This window comes from Aquabacterium parvum (assembly GCF_001447195.1).
Taxonomy (GTDB): domain Bacteria; phylum Pseudomonadota; class Gammaproteobacteria; order Burkholderiales; family Burkholderiaceae_C; genus Aquabacterium; species Aquabacterium parvum.
Genome location: NZ_LFRI01000109.1, coordinates 13,078 through 33,591, shown reverse-complemented (window position 1 = coordinate 33,591; position 20,514 = coordinate 13,078). Strand labels below are relative to the sequence as shown.

The following is a 20,514-nucleotide window of genomic DNA, read 5'->3' as shown; positions in this document are numbered from 1 at the left end:
CGAAGGCGGGCAAACAGGTTCAGCTTGCAGCGGGACGGCGACGCACACGCCACACTGCCAGGCAGAGGCCACTGAGCATCAGGGCCCAGGTGGATGGCTCGGGCACCTGCAAGTTGGCGCTTGACGATTCCCAGTAGCCTGTGGAGTAGATGCGGCCATACAGGAGAACGGTGACTGCGGTGTCGCGGCTGTTCCTCGCCACGAATTCAAAGGTCCGGGAATCCGAGGCGCTGGTTGCGTTGTCAGGCCCGGAGCCCAGCGGTGAGACCGTTTGTTCCACCGATTGGCGGATTTGCTCAAACGGGTAACGTCCCTCGCCCAAGACATCGCTCAGGTCTTCATAAAAGTAATCTTTCGGTTGCAAGGCGACGGTGACACTGTTGCTCGCCGACACCAAGATTTCCTGACCCTGGGTCAAACCAATCACCGAATCGGTCTTCAAGCTGAGTGTGCTGAAAATGGAGCCTGATATCTTCAATTCTGTTCCGGCACCCAATGTCAATGCGAGGCCATACACATCGTCCATGCTCGACGCGAAGTAGCCGCCGCCCACCGTTTGCTCTCCCCATTCCTCCATCGTGGTCACGTAAGTGGACTTGCCAATGGTGGATGGCTGAACAGCGAGGTTTGCAACAGCGCTGTCTGCGCCTTTGGTGAACGTCGCTTCGTTGTTCACAAGCGCGATTTCATAGGACTTGCCATCCAGGATGTGGCCCCTGGTTCCCATCGAAGACGTTTCGCTCGTACCCAAGCCAATCGCAGTTGACTGGACACCTCCTGTGACCATCGCACTCGTGCCCCGAGGCGACGTGATCGTCAAGGAAGCAGCCATGCCGTCATCAGGGCGGAGGTCGCTGTATTCGAAGCGCAAGTTGGTGATGCCTGCAGATGCCTGGATGACCGGGGCTTCTTGCGCGATGGCCGATCCTGCCGTGCAGACCGCCAAGGCAATCAAATTGATTCGGATGCTCATGTTTGTTCTTCCCTTTGATGAGTGTTCATGCGCGGCGACGCGCCCAAATGGGCATCAAGGCCAGCAGCCCCACCAAGGACATGGCCCAAGCGGAGGCTTCAGGCACGGCCGTCACGGTCGCACCAAAAGTGGAACGGGTCGTCACCGAGAGCGAAAACTCGATGGCGGCGTTGCCGTTGTTTCGCAAAACGTACTGGAACGATGGATCAGTCTGACCAGGCAAGGAGCGGACGTCTCCGACGCCCCAGGCACCAAGGTACTGTTCAGTGGTGTTCGACGCAGAGAGGATTCGGTTGCAGCAATAAGTCGAGCTTGACGAAAGTCCTTCTGTGATGACCTCGATCTGGTCAGCTGCTGAGAACCACTTCAGCTCAATCTCGCTGCGCGCTTGAGCTGTCGCTAGCACCGATTTGTTGGAGCCCAATTCCGACAACCAGGGCATGCCAGCCAGCGAGTCGAGGTTCAAGGCCGAGGCCAAGTGGATGGAACCCGACAAGGTTACTTCGCTGCCGGCAGCCAGCGAGAAGCGCTCTTCGCTGCGGACCCATGCAGAGCGACCGGGACCGATGGTCCCAGGGTAGGTGGGGTCGAAGAACGCGATCGACTTGACAGGGTCATCGAAGGCGTTCGACGTCAATTTCACCTCGCTCTTCAAGCCGGTGGCGTCGGTGCGGCTCACGGCTTCCTGGCCTGGGGTCTTGGCGTCCAGGACAAAGGGACTGAACAGCGAGGTTTGGTAATTGCTACGCCCCGCGTAATCTGGGCGGCCACGATCCGCATACACCTCGATGGCCACCAGGTCGGTGCTCCCTCGGATCGAAGTCAGGCCTGCCGGCAGGCCGTCTTGCGGTCGAAGGTCGGTCACAGAAATGGCCAGGTTGTCCACGGCCGCGCTCGACCAGGACAACACGGCGTTTTCGGCCTGCGCCAAAGACGGACAGGCACCAACGAATGTCAGCGCGACAGCTACCGCGACAGCGTGTTTCATCTCTCTTGCTCCCTGAATGGTCTGATCTGGTGCATGACTATGCCGATGCGGCAGAAAAGTTCCACCGGGTGAACGGTTGAACTGTTGCCAGACGAAACAAAACGGCCCCACGTTCAAGGGTGAACGGGGGCCGTTTCGGCCATTCAGGCCATCCGTCATCGGCCATCCGACCGATGCGGGATGCTTGCGCGACGCCTCAGATGCGCATCGGCATCACCACGTACTTGAAGCCTTCGTACTCGGGGTTGGTGATCAGCGCCGAGCTGTTGGCGTCCTGCAGGGACACCGTCACCATGTCCTGGCTCATGTTGGCCAGCACGTCCATCAGGTAGCCGACGTTGAAGCCGATCTCGAAGGTGTCGCCACCGTAGTCGATCTCGAGCTCTTCCTTGGCCTCTTCCTGCTCGGCGTTGCTGGACGCGATGCCCAGCAGGCCCGGCGCGAAGTTCATGCGCACGCCTTTGAACTTTTCGGACGTGAGGATGGCGGCGCGCTGCAGGCTGGCCAGCAAGGTGGTGCGGCCCAGCGTGATGTGGTGCTTGTGGTTCTTGGGGATGACGCGGTTGTAGTCGGGGAACTTGCCCTCGACCAGTTTGGTGACGAACTCCAGGCCGCCGAAGCTGAACTTGGCCTGGTTACCGGCAAAGCGCATCTCGATGAGCTGTTCGCTGTCGTTGCCATCGCCGCCTTCCTTGCCCTTGCCATCGTCCTTCAAAAGCCGCTGGAGCTCCAGAACGGTCTTGCGGGGCAGGATGACCTCCTGCTTGGGCATTTCGACGTCCAGCGTGGCCTGAGACAGCGCCAGGCGGTGTCCGTCGGTGGCCACCAGGGTCAGGGTCTTGCCTTCGGCCACGAACAGGATGCCGTTGAGGTAGTAACGGATGTCGTGCACCGCCATGGCGAAGTGCACCTGGCTGATCAGCAGCTTGAGCGTCTTCTGCGGGATGCTGAAGGCGGGGCCGAAATCGGCGGCCTCTTGCACCAGCGGGAAGTCTTCGGCCGGCAGGGTCTGGAGCACGAAGCGGCTCTTGCCGCCTTGCAGGGTCAGCTTGTTCTGGTTGGCCGTGAGGGACACGGTCTGGTCGCTGGGCAGGCTTTTGAGGATGTCGCCCAGCTTCTTGGCGCCCACGGTGGTGGCGTAGCTGCCGGCGTCGCCGTCGAGCTGCGCGCTGGTGCGGATCTGGATTTCCAGGTCGCTGGTGATGAGCTCGAGTTCAGGGCCGTTCTTGCGGATCAGGACGTTGGCCAGGATGGGCAGGGTGTGTCGGCGTTCAACGATGCCGCCGACGGACTGCAGGGCGGCGAGGATTTTTTCCTGAGCTGCTTTCAACACAATCATCTTGATCTTTCAAATTAGTCGTCGTAGTAGAGGGCGACTTTTTCTGTGAACAACGCTATTTTGTCCTGATCCATCAAGGATTTACGCCCCGGACAACTCTGTGGATCGTACCCGGCTTCGCGATGGGGACAACAGACAACAACTTTGGAAAATCGCGGCGGGCTGTGGACAAGGGGGTGCTTGTTCTTTTCTTGTCCACAGCTTTGTGCCTTGACAGCTGGGCCAACCCTGGGGCGCCAGGGCATGAAAAAAGAGGCCCGTGGGCCTCTTGGTGGGGTGGCGGGGGCCCCGAGGGACCGCCTGAATGCCGTCGACAGGGATTGTTTGACGTCAACCTTTGAGCGTTTGTTCCAGAACGTGCAGCTGCTGGTTCAGCTCGGTGTCCTTGGCCCGGTCACCGCCGATCTTGCGCACGGCGTGCAGCACGGTGGTGTGGTCGCGGCCCCCGAAGAGCTCGCCGATCTCAGGCAGGCTCTTTTGCGTCAGCTCCTTGGCCAGGTACATGGCGATCTGGCGCGGCTTGGCGATCGAGGCGGGGCGCTTCTTGGAGTACATGTCCGCGACCTTGATCTTGTAGAAGTCGGCCACGGTCTTCTGGATGTTTTCCACCGAGATCTGGCGGTTCTGGATCGACAGCAGGTCCTTGAGGGCCTCGCGCGCCAGGTTGATGGTGATCTCTTTGTGGCTGAACTTGGCAAAAGCCAGCACCTTGCGCAGGGCGCCTTCGAGCTCGCGCACGTTGGCCCGCACGTTCTTGGCCACGAAGAAGGCGACGTCTTCGGGCAGCTCGATGGCTTCCTGGGCGGCTTTCTTGATCAGGATGGCCACGCGCATTTCCAGCTCGGGCGGCTCGATGGCCACCGTGAGACCGGAGTCGAAGCGCGAGGTCAGGCGTTCATCGATGTTGGCGAGACCTTTTGGGTAGGTGTCGCTGGTCATGATGATGTGCGCCTTCTTGGCCAGCAGGGCCTCGAATGCGTTGAAGAACTCTTCCTGCGTGCGGTCCTTGCCGGCGAAGAACTGCACGTCGTCGATCAGCAGCAGGTCGAGGTTGTGGTACTTGGCCTTGAGCTCGTCGAAGGTTTTGCGCTGGTAGTTCTTGACCACGTCGGAGATGAACTGCTCGGCGTGCAGGTAGAGGATGCGCGCGTCGGGCTTGTCGGCCAGCAGGGCGTTGCCCACGGCGTTCATCAAGTGCGTTTTACCCAGGCCGACGCCGCCATAGATGAACAGCGGGTTGTACATGTGGCCAGGGCTGCCCGCCACGTGCAGGGCGGCCGTGCGGGCCATCTGGTTGGCGCGGCCAGGCACCAGGTTGTCAAACGTCAGCGCGGGGTTCAGGCCCATGACGCGAGGCGAGCCGTGGCCCATGGCCGGGCCGTTGCGGTTGGCCTGTCGCTCGGGGGCGCTGAGGTGTTCGGGTTCGCTGGGCAACTGCTGCTGCGGCATGGCCTGCTGCGAGCTGGCTTGGTTCAGCGCGGCGTTGGGCGGCAGGGCGCGACCCGGCATCACCAGCCCAGGTCGGGCGGTCGGCACCGGGGCGGCGGCACGTGGTGCCAGGCCGAATTCCAGCTTGACCTCGCCGCTTTGCTCTTCGCCCAGCAGGGCTTCGATGCGGGCGCTGTATTGGGTGCGCACCCAGTCGAGCATGAAGCGGTTGGGCACGCGCACGCTGACCTGGGTGGCGGGGCCATCGCGGCGCACCTCGGCGGGGGGCAGCGGCCGGATCCAGGTGTTGAACTGCTGCTCCGGCATCTCCATGGCGAGGCGGGCACAGCAGCGTTGCCAGAGCGTGTCCGGGTCGTCGAGCCGGTGGTCGGCGGATGCGGGGGGCCGCGGCAGTTCGGCAGCGCTCATGTTGTGGACAAGTCCTTCCTTGGGAGGCGAATTCTAAGCATGGCGGGCGCGTTCGCAAGCCAGTTATCCACAGAAATTTCCCGTTCGCCAAGCTCCATGGTTCGTGGTAGGGCCCCCTGCATCGAGCCCCTGTTCCGGGGCGTTCATCCACGCTGGTGAGCGGTGGGCATTGACCATTTGGGGAAAACCTGCTGTAATCGCTGGTTCTGCCGTCTGTCAGGCTGCCCGCTCAGGCTGTGAGGGCGCAGACTTTGAGACATCCTCCCTGGCCAGCCATGTCGTGCATGGCCTTGAAAGACCATCATGAAGCGTACTTACCAACCCTCCAAGACCCGTCGCGCCCGCACCCACGGCTTCCTGGTGCGCATGAAGACCAAGGGTGGCCGCAAGGTCATCAATGCTCGTCGCGCCAAGGGCCGCAAGCGCCTGGGTCTGTGATCCACTGAGTGGCCCAGCCGACGCACCGTCGGCATGGGCTGGTGTGGGTTGCGCACCTTGGGTGAGCAGCCCCCGCTGGCGACAACGAGGCCGGGTTCAGCCCGGCCTTGTCGCGACTGAACCCCTCTTGCGAGCATCCGCGCCGTGCGTGCACCCAGCCTGAAATCTGCCGATTTCCAACGGTCTCTGGGCACGCGTCCCGTGGCCCGCACCGCGCATTTTTCTTTGCACGTGCTGCTGCGGCCAGAGCCAGCTCAGGCGCAAGCCCTTGTGCCCGAGCCTGTGCCGGCGTCAGTGCTCGCAGGCGAGTTGTCAACAGGCTCAGCCGAAGGGGTGAGCCTGCTTGTGGATGACTCGGTCATGGCCGAGAGCCCGCGCTGGCGGCTCGGTCTGGTGCTGCCCAAAAAACAGGCACGCCGTTCGGTCACCCGCTCCCTGATGCGCCACCAGGCCCGCGAGGCCTTTCGCCGCCACGCGCCCCAGGTGCTGGCGGCTGGTCGCCATGGCCCTGAGGTCGATGGCTGGGTGGTGCGCCTGCGCGCGCCCTTTGACCGCAAGCTGTTTCCGTCCGCCGCTTCCGAAGCCTTGAGCGCCGCCGTGCGCCAGGAATTGGACGAGCTTTGGGCGCGCCTGGGGGGTCCTCGGGCATGATGCAGGGTTTGCGCAAACTGCTGGGCGGGTTGTCCGGGGCGGTCAATGCCTTGCTCATGGGCGTGGTCCGTGCCTATCGGTTTTTCCTGAGTCCCTGGCTGGGATCGGCCTGCCGCTTCACGCCAACTTGCTCTCAGTACGCGCTCGAATCTTTGCAACGCCATGGCCCGGCTGCTGGCAGCTACCTGGCCGCACGCCGATTGCTGCGTTGCCACCCGGGCTGCCCGGGCGGGCATGACCCCGTGCCCGAGCGGGCACCCAAGCTGTTTTCTCGTTTTTCCAACCCTTCGTCGGATTCCTCTCACCCATGAATGATCTGCGTCGCACCCTGCTGTGGTCGGTGTTCGCCGTCTCGCTGCTGATGTTGTGGGATGGCTGGCTGCGTCACACCGGTCAGCCCTCCCTGTTCGCGCCGGCACCGGCGGCTAGCGTGGCCTCTGGCCCTGAAGGGGCGCTCGGTGCTTCGGGCGCTTCGGCGGCCGATGTGCCCCAGTCGGCCCAGGGCCTGGGTGGCGCGTCCGCTGCCGCAGCGGCCCAAGCTGCTGGTGCCAGCGCGCCAGCCGCCGCGCCCAGCGAGCAACTCGTGTTCACCACCGACGTGGTCAAGGTCACGGTCGACACCCTGGGTGCCAGCCTGGTTCGTGTGGAGCTGCTCAAGCACCAGGACCAGGACGACCGCAGCCGCAACGTGGTGGTGCTGGACAACTCCAAGGTGCACACCTACCTGGCTCAGTCGGGTCTGGTTGGCACCGCTTCGCTCCAGCTGCCCACGCACAAGACCCCGTTCAAGCTGGTGAGCACCGAGCGCGAACTGGCCGAGGGCGCCAAGGCACTGGTCGTCAAGCTGGAGTCCGAAGCCGTCAACGGCGTCAAGCTGGTCAAGACCTACACCTTCCCGCGTGGTGGTTACGCCATCGACGTCAAGCAGGAGGTGGTCAACGGCTCGCCCGCCGCTGTGAGCCCGCAGCTGTATGTGCAGCTCCAGCGTGACGGCACGCCGCCCAAGGGGCCGTCCGGCCCGGCCTTCCTGCAAGGCCCGGTGGCCTACACCGGCATGGCGGTCTTCAACGACAAGGGCAAGTATCAGAAGCTGGAGTTCACCAAGATCGACGAGGGCAGCACCGAGTTCGTGAAGGCCGATGACAACGGCTGGGTCGCGATGGTGCAGCACCACTTTGCATCGGCCTGGCTGTACAACCCGAAGCTGCCGCGCGAGTTCTACGTGCAGAAGGTCTCGACCAACCTGTACGCCAGCGGCATGCTGCTGCCCATGGGCGAGATCGCAGCCGGCCAGAGCAAGGCGCTGGACACGGTGCTGTTCGTTGGCCCCCAGGAAGAAGACAAGCTCAACGAGCTGGCTCCCGGCCTGGACCTGGTCAAGGACTATGGCTGGACCCACTTGCTGGCCGCGCCCCTGTACCTGCTGCTGAATTTCCTGCACGACCTGATCGGCAACTGGGGCTGGGCGATCGTGGCCCTGGTGGTGTTGCTCAAGGCCGCTTTCTACTGGCTCAACGCCAAGGCCTACGCGTCGATGGCCAAGATGAAGGCGCTGAACCCGCGCATCCAGGAGCTGCGTGAGCGCCTCAAGGACAAGCCGCAGGAGATGCAGCAGGAGATGCTCAAGATCTACCGCGAAGAGAAGGTCAACCCCATTGGTGGCTGCCTGCCCATCCTGATCCAGATCCCGGTGTTCATCGCCTTGTATTCCGTGCTGTCGTCTTCGGTCGAGATCCGCAACGCGCCGTGGATCGGCTGGATCACCGACCTGTCTGTGATGGACCCGTACTACGTGTTGCCCGCGCTGATGACGCTGTCGACGCTGCTGCAGACCTGGCTGAACCCGACGCCTCCGGACCCGGTCCAGGCCAAGATGATGTGGATCATGCCGCTGCTGTTCTCGGTGATGTTCTTCTTCTTCCCGGCTGGCCTGGTGCTGTACTGGCTGACGAACAACATCCTCTCGATCGCTCAGCAGTGGTTCATCAACAAGCGCCTGGGTGTGCTGAACTGAACGCCAGCCGCTGACCCGGCCTGAAAGCAAAACCGCCTGCTCCCTTTCGGGGCAGGCGGTTTTTTCTTGGGAAGCTTGAACCAGGTGCCGTGTTGGCCTGGTCTCAGTCCCGGCCGATGCGGTTGAGCAGGGCCGCCGCCGCCAGGGCACCGGCCAGCAGGAAGGGCCACAGCGTCCCGTCGGTTTGCGTGGGTGAGCCGATCATCAGCAGGCTTTTCAAGGTGTCCAGCATGGCGGCCTCGCGTTGTCGTGATTTATGTCTATTTGACGCACGGAGTCAATTTGTGCGCCGCAGCAATGATGCCATTGTTGGCCCGGCTCGGTGACGCGAAGGTGAAACCAGTTGTCAGCCGAGCGGCTTGCTGCGGTGACAATCCCGGCTGTCGTCAACACAAGCTTGGAATCGGAGACAGGGTGTCGCAATCGTGGCTGGACCGTCAGTCGCCCATCGTGGCCGTTGCCACCGCACCGGGGCGTGGCGCCGTGGGCATCGTGCGGGTGTCGGGCCGTGGCTTGATGCCCTTGGCTCGGGCTTTGTGCGCCCGCACCCTGCAACCCCGTGTGGCGCATTACGGACCTTTCCTGGATGCACGAGGCGAGGCCATCGACCATGGCCTGGCGCTGTTCTTTCCGGGGCCCCACAGCTACACCGGTGAAGACGTGCTGGAGCTGCAGGGCCACGGCGGGCCGGTGGTGATGCAGCTGCTGCTGGCGCGATGCCTGGAGGCGGCCGCCGAGCTTGACGTTGCGCTGGAGCCTGACAGCTTGGACGCCGCCGGCGTGGCGGATGCGACGCCTCGCTCGCATCCACGTGCGCGCCTGCCCGGCCTGCGGCTGGCCGAGCCGGGCGAGTTCACCCAGCGTGCTTTCCTCAACGACAAGATCGACCTGGCCCAGGCCGAAGCGATCGCCGACCTGATCGATGCGAGCACCGAAGCGGCGGCGCGTTCGGCCAGCCGCTCGCTGGGCGGCGCCTTCAGCCGCGAAATCGAGGCCCTGCGCGATCAGATGATCAACCTGCGCATGCTGGTCGAGGCGACGCTGGACTTCCCGGAAGAAGAGATCGACTTCCTGGAAAAAGCCGATGCGCGCGGTCGCCTGAGCCGCCTGGCCGCCGCGCTGGACGCCGTGCTCCGCCAGGCGCGCCAGGGCGCGCTGCTGCGCGAAGGCCTGCAGGTGGTGCTGGCCGGCCAGCCCAACGCGGGCAAGAGCTCGCTGCTCAACGCGCTGGCCGGCGCCGAGCTGGCCATCGTCACGCCGATCGCCGGCACCACGCGCGACAAGGTCAGCGAGACCATCCAGATCGAAGGCGTGCCGCTGCACGTGATCGACACGGCCGGCCTGCGCGCCGACCACGAGGCGTCCGACGAGGTCGAGCGCATCGGCATGGCGCGCAGTTGGGAGGCCATCGGCCAGGCTGATGCGGTGCTGTTCCTGCATGACCTCACTCGCTGGGCCGATCCGGTCTACGCCCAGGCCGACGCCGACATCGCGCAGCGCCTGCCGCAGGGCGTGACGGTGCTGCATGTGTTCAACAAGGCGGACGCCGTGGGGGCCGCTGCCCTGGACGACGCCACGCTGGCCGGACAAGCCGCGCACGCGGGCTTGCCGCAGCTGCACCCACCGGGCGCGGCCTTGCAGCTGTCGGCGCGCACCGGCGATGGCCTGCAGGCCCTGCGCAAACTGTTGCTGGAGCAAGCCGGGTGGCAGGCAGCGCCCGAAGGGGTGTTCATCGCCCGCCAGCGCCATGTGCAGGCCCTGCACGATGCGCGTGATCACCTGGCTTTGGCCGCCGAGCACGCGGCGCAGCGCGACGGGGCCCTGGATTTGCTGGCCGAAGAATTGCGCCTGGCGCACAACGCCTTGGGCCGCATCACCGGCGCGTTCTCTGCTGACGATTTGCTCGGCGAGATCTTCACGCGTTTTTGCATTGGCAAATGAAGCGCCTTTGAGGCACGAAGCTGTGGTTTGCGTGCATGGGTCACGCCGGGCTGGGCTCACAAATCCCTGACAGCCCGGCCACGCTTGCATTAAATTGTTCACTTCCGGTCACAGTTGCCGTCGCCCCCCGCCGGCCCGCACGAGATGGACGCCACCGCACTGATCCAGGCCATTCAGACGCTCAACACGGAAGACGCGTTCCGCCCGCGTCTGGACGCACAGCAGTGGCGCACCTTTGCGCAGTACCTGACCCGGCATGAGTTGCGCTCCGGCGACCTGCTGGTGCGCCAGGGCGATCACGATCGCACGCTGTATTTCCTGGGGCAGGGCACTTTGCAGGTGTTCGTCACCGGGGCGCCCCCCGGGGCCTCGCGCATCGGCTTGTTGCGCCCAGGCTCGATCGTGGGCGAGCCCGGTCTGTTTGGCGACGTGCCCCGCATGGCCCATGTCGAGGCCATGGGCAGCGTGGTGGTGTTTGCCTTGCGGCTGCAGCGCTTCGAGGAGCTGGCCCAGCGGGTGCCCACCGTGGCGCTGGAGGTGCTCAGGGGGGCGGGCACCGTGATGGCGTGGCGCATGCGCGCCAACCTGACCCAGCAATTGCCCTCGGCTTGAGGGCAGGGCAAACGGTACAAAATCACCCCATACAAACAGACGAGGGTCAGGTCAGGATGTCTTCCAACTTGGGGCTGCGCCGGCCGACCGTGCTGGTCGCCGACGATTCACCGCAGAACATCGAGCTGCTGTCTCGGGTGCTGGGGCAGGACTTCCGCGTCAAGGTCGCCACATCGGGCGACAAGGCACTCAAGATCGTCTACTCCGACGAGCCCCCTGACCTGATCCTGCTGGACATCATGATGCCGGACCTCAGCGGCCACGAGGTCTGCCGCCGCATCAAGGCCAACCCCGATCGCCGCCGCATCCCCATCATCTTCGTGACGGCGATGAGCACCATCGAAGACGAGGCCCTGGGCCTGAGCCTGGGTGCGGTCGACTACATCACCAAGCCGATCAGCCCGCCGCTGGTGCAGGCCCGCGTGCGCACGCACCTGGCGCTGTACGACCAGTCGCGCGAGCTCGAGCGCATGGTGGCGCAGCGCACCGCCGAGCTGGTGGCCACGCGCCAGCAGATCATCCGCCGCCTGGGCCGCGCTGCCGAGTTCAAGGACAACGAGACCGGCAACCACATCATCCGCATCAGCCACATCTCGCGGCTGATCGCGCAGCAGGTGGGCATGGGCCCCGAGGCGGTGCAGCTGCTGTTCCAGACGGCGGCGCTGCACGACGTGGGCAAGATCGGTGTGCCCGATCACATCCTGCTCAAAGCCGGCCCGCTCGATGACGACGAGCGCGCGCTGGTGCGACGCCACCCGCAGATCGGCGCGGACATCATCGGCAAGCACGACAACGAGGTGCTGGCGGCGGCGCGCACCATCGCGTTGACCCACCACGAGCGCTGGGACGGCATGGGCTACCCGCAAGGCCTGCAGGGCGAGCAGATCCCGGTTTTCGGGCGCATCGTGGCCATCGCCGATGTGTTCGACGCGCTGATGAACAAGCGGCCCTACAAACCGGCTTGCAGTGCGACACAGTCGCTGGCGACGATGGCCGAAGAGCGCGGCAAGGCGTTTGACCCGGCTTTGCTCGACGCCTTCTTCCAGGCGCAGTTCGAGATCCTGCGGGTGATGGACCTGTACGCCGACGAGCGGGGCACGGCCAGCGAGCTCTGAGAGCTCAGGCTTGCAGCTCGGCCAGCACGGTTGCAGCCTGGTCGAAGTCGTAGCGCTCCAGGGCGCGTCGCAGTTCGGCGGTGCGGGGGTGCTGACGCAGCGTGGGCCAGCGCGCCATCAGCTCGTCGAGGCTGTCTCGTGCGTGGGCGTCCTGGTCTGAGACCAGGCGGGTGAGTTCTGCCCAGTCGATCTCGCGCGGCACGCCATGGATGCCGTTTTCCTCGTTGCCTTGGGCCTGCTGCCGACCCAGTCGGTCGATTTCGGCGATGACGGCGCTCAGGGTTTCGAGTGTCTCGCTCAGGGCCTGGTGCACGGATGGCGCTTCAACGCCGTCCGAGATCAGGCAAGCCTCCAGCGCCGATGTGCGAGAAAGCAAGCCACGCGCGCCGATGTTGCCAGCCAGGCCCTTGAAGGTGTGCACCAGGCCGTGCAGTTCATGGGTCTGCTGGCGCAAGGCTTCGAACTGCTCGCCGAAGTCGCGCTGGGTGCGCGCGAAGCCCTTGAGCAGGCGGCGGTAGAGGTCGAGGTTGCCCATGCAGCGCGCCAGCCCGTCGGCGGTGTCGAGGGTGCTCAGGGTCAGGCCTTGCACGGGTGGCTGCAGGCTGTGGCCTTCGGCCAGCGCGGGCTGGGCAGGGATGATCCAGCGCGCCATGATGGTGAACATGCTGGAGAGGTCGAGCGGCTTGGTGATGTGGTCGTTCATGCCGCAGCGCAGGACGCGTTCGCGGTCGGCGGCCATGGCGCTGGCGGTCATGGCGATGACGGGCAGCTCTTTCCAGCTGTCCCGGGCGCGGATGCGTTCGGTGGCGGTGTAGCCGTCCATCACGGGCATCTGGCAGTCCATCAGCACGCCGTCGAAAGGACCTTCTTGTTCGAGCTTGTCCAGGCACTCCTGGCCGTTGGTGGCCGTGACCACGCGCAGGCCGGCGCGTTCGAGCAGGTCGCAGGCGAGTTCCTGGTTGAGCGGCTGGTCTTCAACGAGCAGCACGCGCGCGCCGGCCAGGCGGCGCTGGGCTTGCTTGAGCAGGGCCTGGCCCTTGGGCTCGTCGGCGCTGGCGGGCGCGGTTTCCGAGAGCACCCTGCCCAGGGTGTCGAGCAGGGTCGAGGGGGTGACGGGCTTGTTGATGACGCCTGCCAGACCGATGCCCTCTGCGGCCTTGAGGGCCTCTTCACGCGCGAAGGCGGTGACCAGCAGCACGAAGGGGCGGTGCTCGGGAGGCACCGACAAGGCGTGGCGCGCAAACGCGATGCCATCCATGCCGGGCATCTTCCAGTCGGCCAGCAGGATCTGGTGAGGGCGGCCTTCGGCGAGGGCGGCGCGCATGCATTGCAGGGCGTGTTCGCCGCTGTCGCTGACTTCGACGTCCAGGCCCATGCGGCGGGTCATGTCACCGAGCACCTCGCGCGCTGCGGGGTTGTCGTCGACCAGCAGCACGCGCTTGCCTTGCATCTCGCTGGCCAGCAGTGCGCGGCGGCTGCTGGGCTGTGCCTGCACGCCAAAGCGCGCGGTGAAGTGGAAGGTCGAGCCCTGGCCCGGCTTGCTTTCTGCCCAGATGCGCCCGCCCATCATCTCGACCAGTTGGCGCGAAATCGCCAGGCCCAGGCCCGTGCCGCCGTACTGGCGCGTGGTCGAGCTGTCGCCTTGCGCGAAGGGCGTGAACAGGCGCTGCATCTGCTCCTCGTTCATGCCGATGCCCTTGTCCTGCACCCAGAAGTGCAGGCTGACGTGGCTGTTCTCGCGCGATTGCACCTCGCAGCCGATGAGCACTTCGCCGTGATCGGTGAACTTGATGGCGTTGGTGCCCAGGTTGATGAGGACCTGGCCCAGGCGGATGGGGTCGCCGATCAAGGCGGTGGGGATCTCGGAAGGGGCCGTGAAGAGCAGCTCCATGCTCTTTTCTTCGGCGCGCACACCGAGCACGTCTGCCATGTGGCTGATGACGTTCTCGAGCTGGAAGTCGGCCTCTTCGAGCTCGAGCTTGCCCGACTCGATCTTGGAGATGTCGAGCACGTCGTTGAGGATCTGCAGCAGGTTGCCCGCCGAGCCATGCACCTTCTGGATGTAGTTGCGCGCCCGCGGGGGCAACTCGTCGAGCAGGGCCAGGTGGCTCATGCCCATGATGGCGTTCATGGGCGTGCGGATCTCGTGGCTCATGTTGGCCAGGAAGTGCGTCTTGGCCAGCGTGGAGGCCTCGGCCGCCTGCTGGGCGGCGCGCAAGGCGGCCTCGGTGCGCTTGCGCACGGTGATGTCCTGCACGATGCCGCAGAACTGCATGCGCCCGTCCTGCTCGAAGGGGATGAGCACCACCTCGGCGTCGAAGGGCTCGCCGTCGAGGCGGGTGTGGCGCCACTCGACGGTCTCGGCCTGGCGACTCTGGCGGACGCGCGCGATGGTGGCTTTCATCTCGTCCGTCATCGCCTGCGCGGGTGACAGCGGCGGCAGCGAGGGCATCAGCCCGATCAAGTCGCGGTCGGTGTGCGCGCCGAAGAGCTGCACCGCGCGCGGGTTCACGCGGGTGATGCCCTGCTCCGGGTTGTAGAAGATGAAGGCCACCGGCGCGTGCTGGAAAACGGCCTGCGTGCGTGTTTCAACCAGTTTGCGATCGGTGATGTCGGCCCAGTAGCCGTTGCAGACCTGGCTGCCATCTGGCTGGGTGGTGCATTGGCTTTCGCACATCAGCCAGACGTGGCGGCCGTCGAGCACGATGGAGAACTCCACCTTCTGCTCGGGCGGTGCCAGCTGACCGGGGCCGATGAGCTGCCAGGCCCGCTGCGGCTGGGCCATCAGCGTCTGGGCATCGATGCCGAGCGTGCGCCTGACGCCATCGCCGATGAAGGTGAAGCGGCCTTCGCCATCGGCGCTGCGTCGCCACCTGAAGATGGTTAGCGGCAGGGCGTGGGCCATGTCGGTGAGGCTCTGGCGGGCCTTCTGTGCGGCTTCGAGCCGGCGGGCGCGTTGGGCCCACAGGGCCATGGCGCCATGGCCGAGCAGCATCACGCCCAGGCCTGCGGCCAGGCCACCTGCGATCAACGGGCCTTCGCCTCGCAAGGGCACGAGGGTCCAGGCCGTCAGGCGCCCGTGGTCCAGTGTTTGCGAGACGGCCAGGTGGCGCAGGCCGTCGATGTTCATGGCCTGCACGAGCTGGCCGTTGATGCGCAAGGTCTCGGGCAGCCAGGGCAGGGGCTCGGGGGAGCGCTGGTAGAGCTGCCGGTCCGACTCCTTGTCGATGCCCACGTGCGGCACCCCTGGCAGTCGCTGCAGCACGTCGCCGGGGCGGTTGCTCATCAGCACCACGCCCTGGTCATCGGAGACGAAGAGGCGACGCTCGCCGTCGTCGAGCAGGCGGCCCAGGGCCTGGGCATCCTGCATCACCACGATCACGCCCAGCGGCTGGCTGAGCTCGCCCACGCGTGCCGAGAAATAAAAGCCAGGCACTTTGCGCGTGCGGCTGACCGCGAACTGCGAAGCCCGGCCGCTGGGGTCGCTCAGGGCCCGATGGTGGTAGTGGCGCCCCTGGAAGTTCATGCCGATGGCGCTGCTGGGTCGGTCCTGGTCGCTGTCGGCGATGTTGTTGCCGCCCGGGTCGTTCAGGAAGATGCGGCTGATGTGGAAATCGCGCGTGGCGGTTTGCAGGTGTTCGCCCAGCACTTGCTGGGCCGGCAGCTTGGCCAGGCGGGCGACCAGGTCGCGGCGATCGGCCTCGCTCAAGGGGCGGGGGATGTCCGGGCGATGCAGCCTCAGGTGGTCGGTGACCAGGGGGTGGCGGGCCAGGGCCTGGGGCAGGGAGGTGAGCTGCCGAAAGGACAGGTCGAGGGTCTCGTGCAGGCTGTCGAGCCGCTGCTGGGCCAGGCCCAGCTGTTCACGCCGCTGGTCTTCGAGCTGATCGGCGATGCCCCATGCCGTCAGGCCACCCACCGAGACCGTCCACACCGCCGCGACCACCCATATGCGACGCAGCGTCAACTTCAGGGCGGTCAGTGGGGGCAATGCGGTGGCAGCGCCATCGGGCTGTGGGCTGGGGGGCGCGTCGGGCGCAGGCGGGGGCGCGAGGCTCATCGGGCTCTCCTGGCGCCGACAGCAGGCCGCAGTGACCCTGGCGCATTGTTGTTGGTGCGAGTTTGCCCGTGTGGCCGCCTGCGTGGCTAGGGAGATCCACGGGCCCCGTGTGCCATTCAACCTTTGAGCAACAAGGTCTCGGCCCGCGCCAGGGCCTGTGGGCGGCCGGAGATCACCAGGGTGTCTCCGCCGTCCAGCTTCAGGCCCATCGATGGCGTCTCGACGCGGCCATGGGCGCGCCGCACCGACACCACGGTCACGTCGAGCAAGACCTCGTGCAAGGCGTCTTCCAGGGTTTGGCCGATGGCCGTGGCATCGGGTGTCAAGGTCACGGAACGCAAGCGCTGCAGCTCCAGCTCGTCGACGCTGTCGTCGTCGGCGCCGTGGAAGTAGCCGCGCAGCAGGCCATAGCGCGCGATGCGCTGGTCCTGCACCAGCCGGATCACGCGTCGAATCGGCACGCCCACCAGCGCCAGGGTCTGCGAGGCCAGCATCAGCGAGCCCTCCAGCGCCTCGGGCACCACGGCGGTGGCGCCGGCTTGCTGCAGCTCGTCGAGCGGTGCGTCGTCGATGGTGCGCACGGCCACGGGCACCTGCGGCGCGTGCTCGCGCACCAGCCGCAAGATCTTGCGTGCCGAAGCGGTGTGCGGGTAGGTCACCACCAGCGCACTGGCGCGCGACAGCCCGGCTGCCTGCAGGCTCTGCAGCCGGGTCGCGTCACCGAAGGACACGTGCTGACCGGCCGCCTGCGCCTGCTGCACGCGGTCGGGGTCGAGGTCCAGCGCCATGTAGGGGATGCCTTCCTGCTCCAGCAGGCGCGCCAGGTTCTGGCCGCTGCGCCCGTAGCCGCAGATGATGACGTGGCGGTCGGCGTTGATCGAGCGCGAGGCGATCTTGGTCATCGCCAGCGACTGCATCAGCCAGTCGGTGGACGACACGCGCATGACGATGCGGTTGCTGTACTGGATGATCAGCGGCGTGGCCAGCATCGACAGCACCATGGCCGCCAGCAGCGGGCTTTCCACCCTTGCCGGGATCAGGTGGCGGTCGGCGGCCAGCGTGACCAGCACGAAGCCGAACTCACCGGCCTGGGCCAGGTACAGGCCCGTTCGCAGCGCCACGCCGGTGGGCGCGCCGAAGGCCTTGGCCAGCGCCGTGACCAGGCCCAGCTTGAAGGCCACCGGCAGCGTGGCCAGCACCAGCACCAGGGCCCAGCTGTCGACCAGGCTGTGCCAGTCCAGCTTCATGCCGATGGTGATGAAGAACAGGCCCAGCAGCAGGTCGTGGAACGGACGGATGTCGGTCTCGACCTGGTGCTTGTAGTCGGTCTCGGCGATCAGCATGCCGGCGATGAAAGCACCCAGCGCCAGCGACAAGCCGAAGTGCTCGGTCAACCAGGCCAGCCCCAGCGTGACCAGCAGCACGTTCATCATGAACAGCTCTTCGCTCTTGCGGCGCGCCACCAGCTTGAGCCACAGGTGCATGAGCTTTTGCCCGCCGGCCAGCAGCAGGGCCAGCAGCACCGCCGCTTTGGCAAAGGCCCAGGCCAGCACCTCGGTCATCTCGGCGGCGCTGTCGCCCAGGGCCGGGATCAGCACCAGCAGCGGCACCACGGCCAGGTCCTGGAACAGCAGCACGCCCATCACGCGGCGGCCGTGTTCGGTGTCGAGCTCGATGCGATCGGCCATCATCTTGACGACGATGGCGGTCGAGCTCATGGCCAGTGCGCCACCCAGGGCCACGGCGCTTTGCCAGTTGATGCCCCAGCCGAGCAGGCCGCCCTCCATGCCTTGCATGCCCAACCACGCCAGGCCCGCGCCCAGCGCCAGGTGACCGATCAAGGTGGCCGCCATCGTCAGGGTGACCTGGCTCAGGCCCAGCCCGAACACCAGCGAGCGCATGCTGCGCAGCTTGGGCAGGTTGAACTCCAGCCCGATGACGAACATCAGGAAGACCACACCGAACTCGGCCAGGTACTCGATGCCCGCCGAGTCCTTGGCCAGGGCCAGGGCGTTCGGCCCGATCACGATGCCCACCGCCAGGTAGCCCAGCATGGGCGGCAGCTTGGCGAGGCGGCACAGCACCACACCGATCACGGCGGCGAAGAGGTAAAGCAGCGTGAGCTCGAGCGTGGATGCCATGTTGTCCCTAGAATCTCCCGATCGTAACTGCCATGGTGGCGGTGCCCGCCGGGGCGCCGCGTTGTCGCCCTGGTGCCACCGTGATGTCCTGCCCGTGAGCCACCACCTTCCCGCCCTCAGCCCCGCCGAACTGGTCGACCTGGCCCGACAGGCCCTCGACATCGAGGCCCGTGCCCTGACCGAGTTGCGCACCCGCCTGGGCGGTGACGCGGGTCACGCATTCGTGCGCGCCGTGCAGACCGTGCTGGCCTGCCGCGGCCGGGTCGTCATCATGGGCATGGGCAAGAGCGGTCACGTGGGACGCAAGATCGCGGCCACCCTGGCCTCCACCGGCACGCCGGCCATGTTCGTGCACCCCGCCGAGGCCCACCACGGTGACCTCGGCATGGTCCAACCCGGCGACGTCGTGCTCGCGATCTCCAACTCCGGCGAGAGCGAAGAGCTCACGGCCCTGTTGCCCGTGCTCAAGCGCCAGGGCGTGCCCCTGATCGCCATGACGGGCAAGCCTCAGTCTTCGCTGGCCCGCCACGCCGACACCGTGCTCGACAGCGCCGTGGCCGTCGAGGCCTGCCCGCTCAACCTCGCGCCCACCGCCTCCACCACCGCGCAGATGGCGCTGGGTGATGCGCTGGCCGTGGTGCTGCTGGACGCGCGCGGCTTCAAGGCCGAAGACTTTGCCCGTTCGCACCCCGGTGGTTCCCTGGGCCGCAAGCTGCTCACCCACCTGCGCGACGTGATGCGCAGCGGCGATGCCGTGCCGCGCGTGGCGCCTGACGTCGGCTTTGGCGAGGTGATGTCCGAGATGAGCCGCAAGGGCCTGGGCGCCACCGCCATCGTTGATGCGCAAGGCCACCTGCTGGGCATCTTCACCGACGGTGATTTGCGCCGCAAGATCGAAGCCGGCGTCGACCTGCGCACGCTGTCCGCCCGCGAGCTGATGAGCCCCTCGCCGCGCACCATCCGCGACGACGTGCTCGCCGCCGAGGCCGTCTCCCTGATGGAAGACCACCGCATCAACACCCTGCTGGTGACCGATGCCAGCGGCCAGCTGGTCGGCGCCGTCAACACCAACGACCTGATGCGCGCCAAGGTGATCTGAACCATGCGAACCCTGACCCCCACGCTGCAGTTCCCCGCCGCCCTGCGCCAGCAGGCCCAAGGCATCCGCGCCGCCATCTTCGACGTCGATGGCGTGCTCACCGATGGCACCATCTACATCAGCGAGGCCGGCGAATCGCTCAAGGCTTTTCATGCGCTCGATGGCCATGGCCTGAAGCTGCTGGCCCAGGGCGGCATCACGCCCATCGTCATCACCGGCCGCGACTCGCCCTCGGTGCGTCGCCGCTTGAAGGACTTGGGCCTGGTCTACGCCGTCTTTGGCGTGCACGACAAACTGGCCGCAGCCGAGCCCCTGCTGGCCCAGCTCGGCGTGAGTTGGGAGCAGACCGCCGCCATGGGCGACGACTGGCCCGACCTGCCGCTGCTCACGCGTTGCGGCTTCGCGGTGGCCCCGGCCAACGCGCACCCCGAGGTCAAGGCCGTGGCCGACCATGTCAGCCCGCTGGTGGGTGGCCATGGTGCTGCCCGCGAATGTTGCGACTTGCTGCTGTGGGCCACCGGCCGCTACGAAGCGCTGTTGCGCGGTCACCTGCAGACGCTGGACACCAACAGCGACGGGCCCAAGGCATGAGCGGGGCCTCGCCGCAGATGGACTGGCTCGCGCGGGCGCAGTCGGCCGCACCGCTGGTGCTGGCAGGGGTGCTCGCGGGCTTCACCTGGTGGCTGGTCGTTTCTTCGCCTGACGTGGGCTCTGGCGCTCGGCCGCCCGAGCCCGATCGCGGCACGCCTGACTACGAACTGGCCCATGCCCGCCTGGCGCGTTTCGACGCGAGGGGGCGGCTCGAGGCCGTGATCGATGGCGAGCGCATGCGCCACTACCCGGTCACGCAGACCGTGCAGATCGACGCCATGCAAATGGCGCTTCGCCACCCCGATGGCAGGCGGGTGCTCGCGCAGGCGCGCGAAGGCGAGTGGAGCGAAGGCAAGGGCCTGGCCAGCCTGGTGGGCCAGGCCGATGTGCGGTTGGCGGACGCTGACGCGGCGCTGTCAGCGCAAAAGGCGACTGACGTGAGCGAAGGCGCCAACGCTGGTGTGGGCCAGGAACGCCTGGGCCCCGGCGTCACGCAGATCCTGGGTGAAAGGCTCGACCTTGACACGCGAGCTCGCGTGCTCACCTCGCAGCAAGCCGTCACGGTGCTGCGCGAAGGCAGCGCAGTGCGGGCTCAGACCCTGCGCCATGACGAGCCCACCGGTCTGACGGACCTGGGCGGGCGGGTTCACGGCAGCCTGGTGTCTTCGCCTCGTTGAAGGCGATCGCCCGGCCTCTGG

Annotated in this window: 17 protein-coding genes; 10 read left to right on the top strand and 7 right to left on the bottom strand. The window is 66.3% G+C overall.

All coding sequences use genetic code 11. The annotated features are described in order from the left end of the window. Window positions 1-19: 19 nt before the first annotated feature. From ABG80_RS04465 to dnaA, 4 genes are all read right to left on the bottom strand, one after another. Window positions 20-973: a PEP-CTERM sorting domain-containing protein gene (locus ABG80_RS04465; RefSeq protein WP_058086567.1), complete on the bottom strand. Its 954-nt coding sequence runs from the start codon at window positions 971-973 to the stop codon at window positions 20-22. A gap of 25 nt (window positions 974-998) precedes the next feature. Continuing rightward, on the bottom strand, window positions 999-2,120 hold the full coding sequence (locus ABG80_RS04460) for a hypothetical protein (RefSeq protein ID WP_152987455.1): 1,122 nt from the start codon (window positions 2,118-2,120) through the stop codon (window positions 999-1,001). 37 nt (window positions 2,121-2,157) lie between these two features. Beyond that, window positions 2,158-3,300, bottom strand: coding sequence for a DNA polymerase III subunit beta (dnaN, locus tag ABG80_RS04455; RefSeq protein ID WP_058086565.1), 1,143 nt, complete (start codon window positions 3,298-3,300; stop codon window positions 2,158-2,160). 330 nt (window positions 3,301-3,630) lie between these two features. Then, window positions 3,631-5,157 carry a chromosomal replication initiator protein DnaA gene (dnaA, locus tag ABG80_RS04450; protein WP_083505808.1) on the bottom strand — a complete coding sequence of 509 codons (1,527 nt, stop codon included), beginning with the start codon at window positions 5,155-5,157 and terminating at the stop codon, window positions 3,631-3,633. Between the two features lie 303 nt (window positions 5,158-5,460). Between dnaA and rpmH the strand changes: the two genes are divergently transcribed. From rpmH to yidC, 4 genes are all read left to right on the top strand, one after another. Beyond that, window positions 5,461-5,595, top strand: a complete 135-nt coding sequence (rpmH, locus tag ABG80_RS04445) for a 50S ribosomal protein L34 (protein ID WP_058086564.1) — start codon at window positions 5,461-5,463, stop codon at window positions 5,593-5,595. 144 nt (window positions 5,596-5,739) lie between these two features. Next, window positions 5,740-6,246 carry a ribonuclease P protein component gene (locus tag ABG80_RS04440; RefSeq protein ID WP_083505807.1) on the top strand — a complete coding sequence of 169 codons (507 nt, stop codon included), beginning with the start codon at window positions 5,740-5,742 and terminating at the stop codon, window positions 6,244-6,246. Window positions 6,247-6,302: 56 nt separating this feature from the next. Beyond that, the gene (gene yidD / locus ABG80_RS04435) at window positions 6,303-6,557 is read left to right on the top strand and encodes a membrane protein insertion efficiency factor YidD (protein ID WP_235513747.1); all 255 of its coding nucleotides are present in this window, start codon (window positions 6,303-6,305) and stop codon (window positions 6,555-6,557) included. After that, window positions 6,554-8,260 carry a membrane protein insertase YidC gene (yidC, locus tag ABG80_RS04430; RefSeq protein WP_058086562.1) on the top strand — a complete coding sequence of 569 codons (1,707 nt, stop codon included), beginning with the start codon at window positions 6,554-6,556 and terminating at the stop codon, window positions 8,258-8,260. The genes yidD and yidC overlap by 4 nt, the downstream gene beginning before the upstream one ends. Window positions 8,261-8,363: 103 nt before the next feature. Here the strand turns inward: yidC and ABG80_RS23700 are convergent, their stop codons facing one another. Then, window positions 8,364-8,492, bottom strand: coding sequence for a hypothetical protein (locus ABG80_RS23700; protein ID WP_268760930.1), 129 nt, complete (start codon window positions 8,490-8,492; stop codon window positions 8,364-8,366). A 182-nt stretch (window positions 8,493-8,674) separates the two neighbouring features. Here ABG80_RS23700 and ABG80_RS04425 point away from each other — a divergent pair, with 182 nt between their 5' ends. From ABG80_RS04425 to ABG80_RS04415, 3 genes are all read left to right on the top strand, one after another. Then, window positions 8,675-10,201, top strand: coding sequence for a tRNA modification GTPase (locus ABG80_RS04425; RefSeq protein ID WP_235513746.1), 1,527 nt, complete (start codon window positions 8,675-8,677; stop codon window positions 10,199-10,201). Window positions 10,202-10,345: 144 nt separating this feature from the next. Then, window positions 10,346-10,813, top strand: a complete 468-nt coding sequence (locus ABG80_RS04420; protein ID WP_058086561.1) for a cyclic nucleotide-binding domain-containing protein — start codon at window positions 10,346-10,348, stop codon at window positions 10,811-10,813. Window positions 10,814-10,869: 56 nt separating this feature from the next. Next, complete coding sequence (locus ABG80_RS04415; RefSeq protein ID WP_058086560.1) at window positions 10,870-11,928, top strand: HD-GYP domain-containing protein; 1,059 nt, start codon at window positions 10,870-10,872, stop codon at window positions 11,926-11,928. A 4-nt stretch (window positions 11,929-11,932) separates the two neighbouring features. Here ABG80_RS04415 and ABG80_RS04410 read toward each other — a convergent pair whose 3' ends face one another. Together ABG80_RS04410 and ABG80_RS04405 are read right to left on the bottom strand one after the other, a co-directional pair. Next, the gene (locus tag ABG80_RS04410) at window positions 11,933-15,985 is read right to left on the bottom strand and encodes a response regulator (protein ID WP_083505806.1); all 4,053 of its coding nucleotides are present in this window, start codon (window positions 15,983-15,985) and stop codon (window positions 11,933-11,935) included. Between the two features lie 116 nt (window positions 15,986-16,101). Beyond that, window positions 16,102-18,126, bottom strand: coding sequence for a cation:proton antiporter domain-containing protein (locus ABG80_RS04405; protein WP_058086559.1), 2,025 nt, complete (start codon window positions 18,124-18,126; stop codon window positions 16,102-16,104). 94 nt (window positions 18,127-18,220) lie between these two features. Here ABG80_RS04405 and ABG80_RS04400 point away from each other — a divergent pair, with 94 nt between their 5' ends. The 3 genes from ABG80_RS04400 to lptC are packed head-to-tail and all read left to right on the top strand — an operon-like array spanning window position 18,221 to window position 20,493. Beyond that, window positions 18,221-19,225, top strand: coding sequence for a KpsF/GutQ family sugar-phosphate isomerase (locus ABG80_RS04400; RefSeq protein ID WP_058086576.1), 1,005 nt, complete (start codon window positions 18,221-18,223; stop codon window positions 19,223-19,225). A 3-nt stretch (window positions 19,226-19,228) separates the two neighbouring features. Further along, the gene (locus ABG80_RS04395) at window positions 19,229-19,816 is read left to right on the top strand and encodes a KdsC family phosphatase (RefSeq protein ID WP_058086558.1); all 588 of its coding nucleotides are present in this window, start codon (window positions 19,229-19,231) and stop codon (window positions 19,814-19,816) included. After that, window positions 19,813-20,493, top strand: coding sequence for an LPS export ABC transporter periplasmic protein LptC (gene lptC / locus ABG80_RS04390; RefSeq protein WP_160322432.1), 681 nt, complete (start codon window positions 19,813-19,815; stop codon window positions 20,491-20,493). The genes ABG80_RS04395 and lptC overlap by 4 nt, the downstream gene beginning before the upstream one ends. Window positions 20,494-20,514 lie beyond the last annotated feature (21 nt).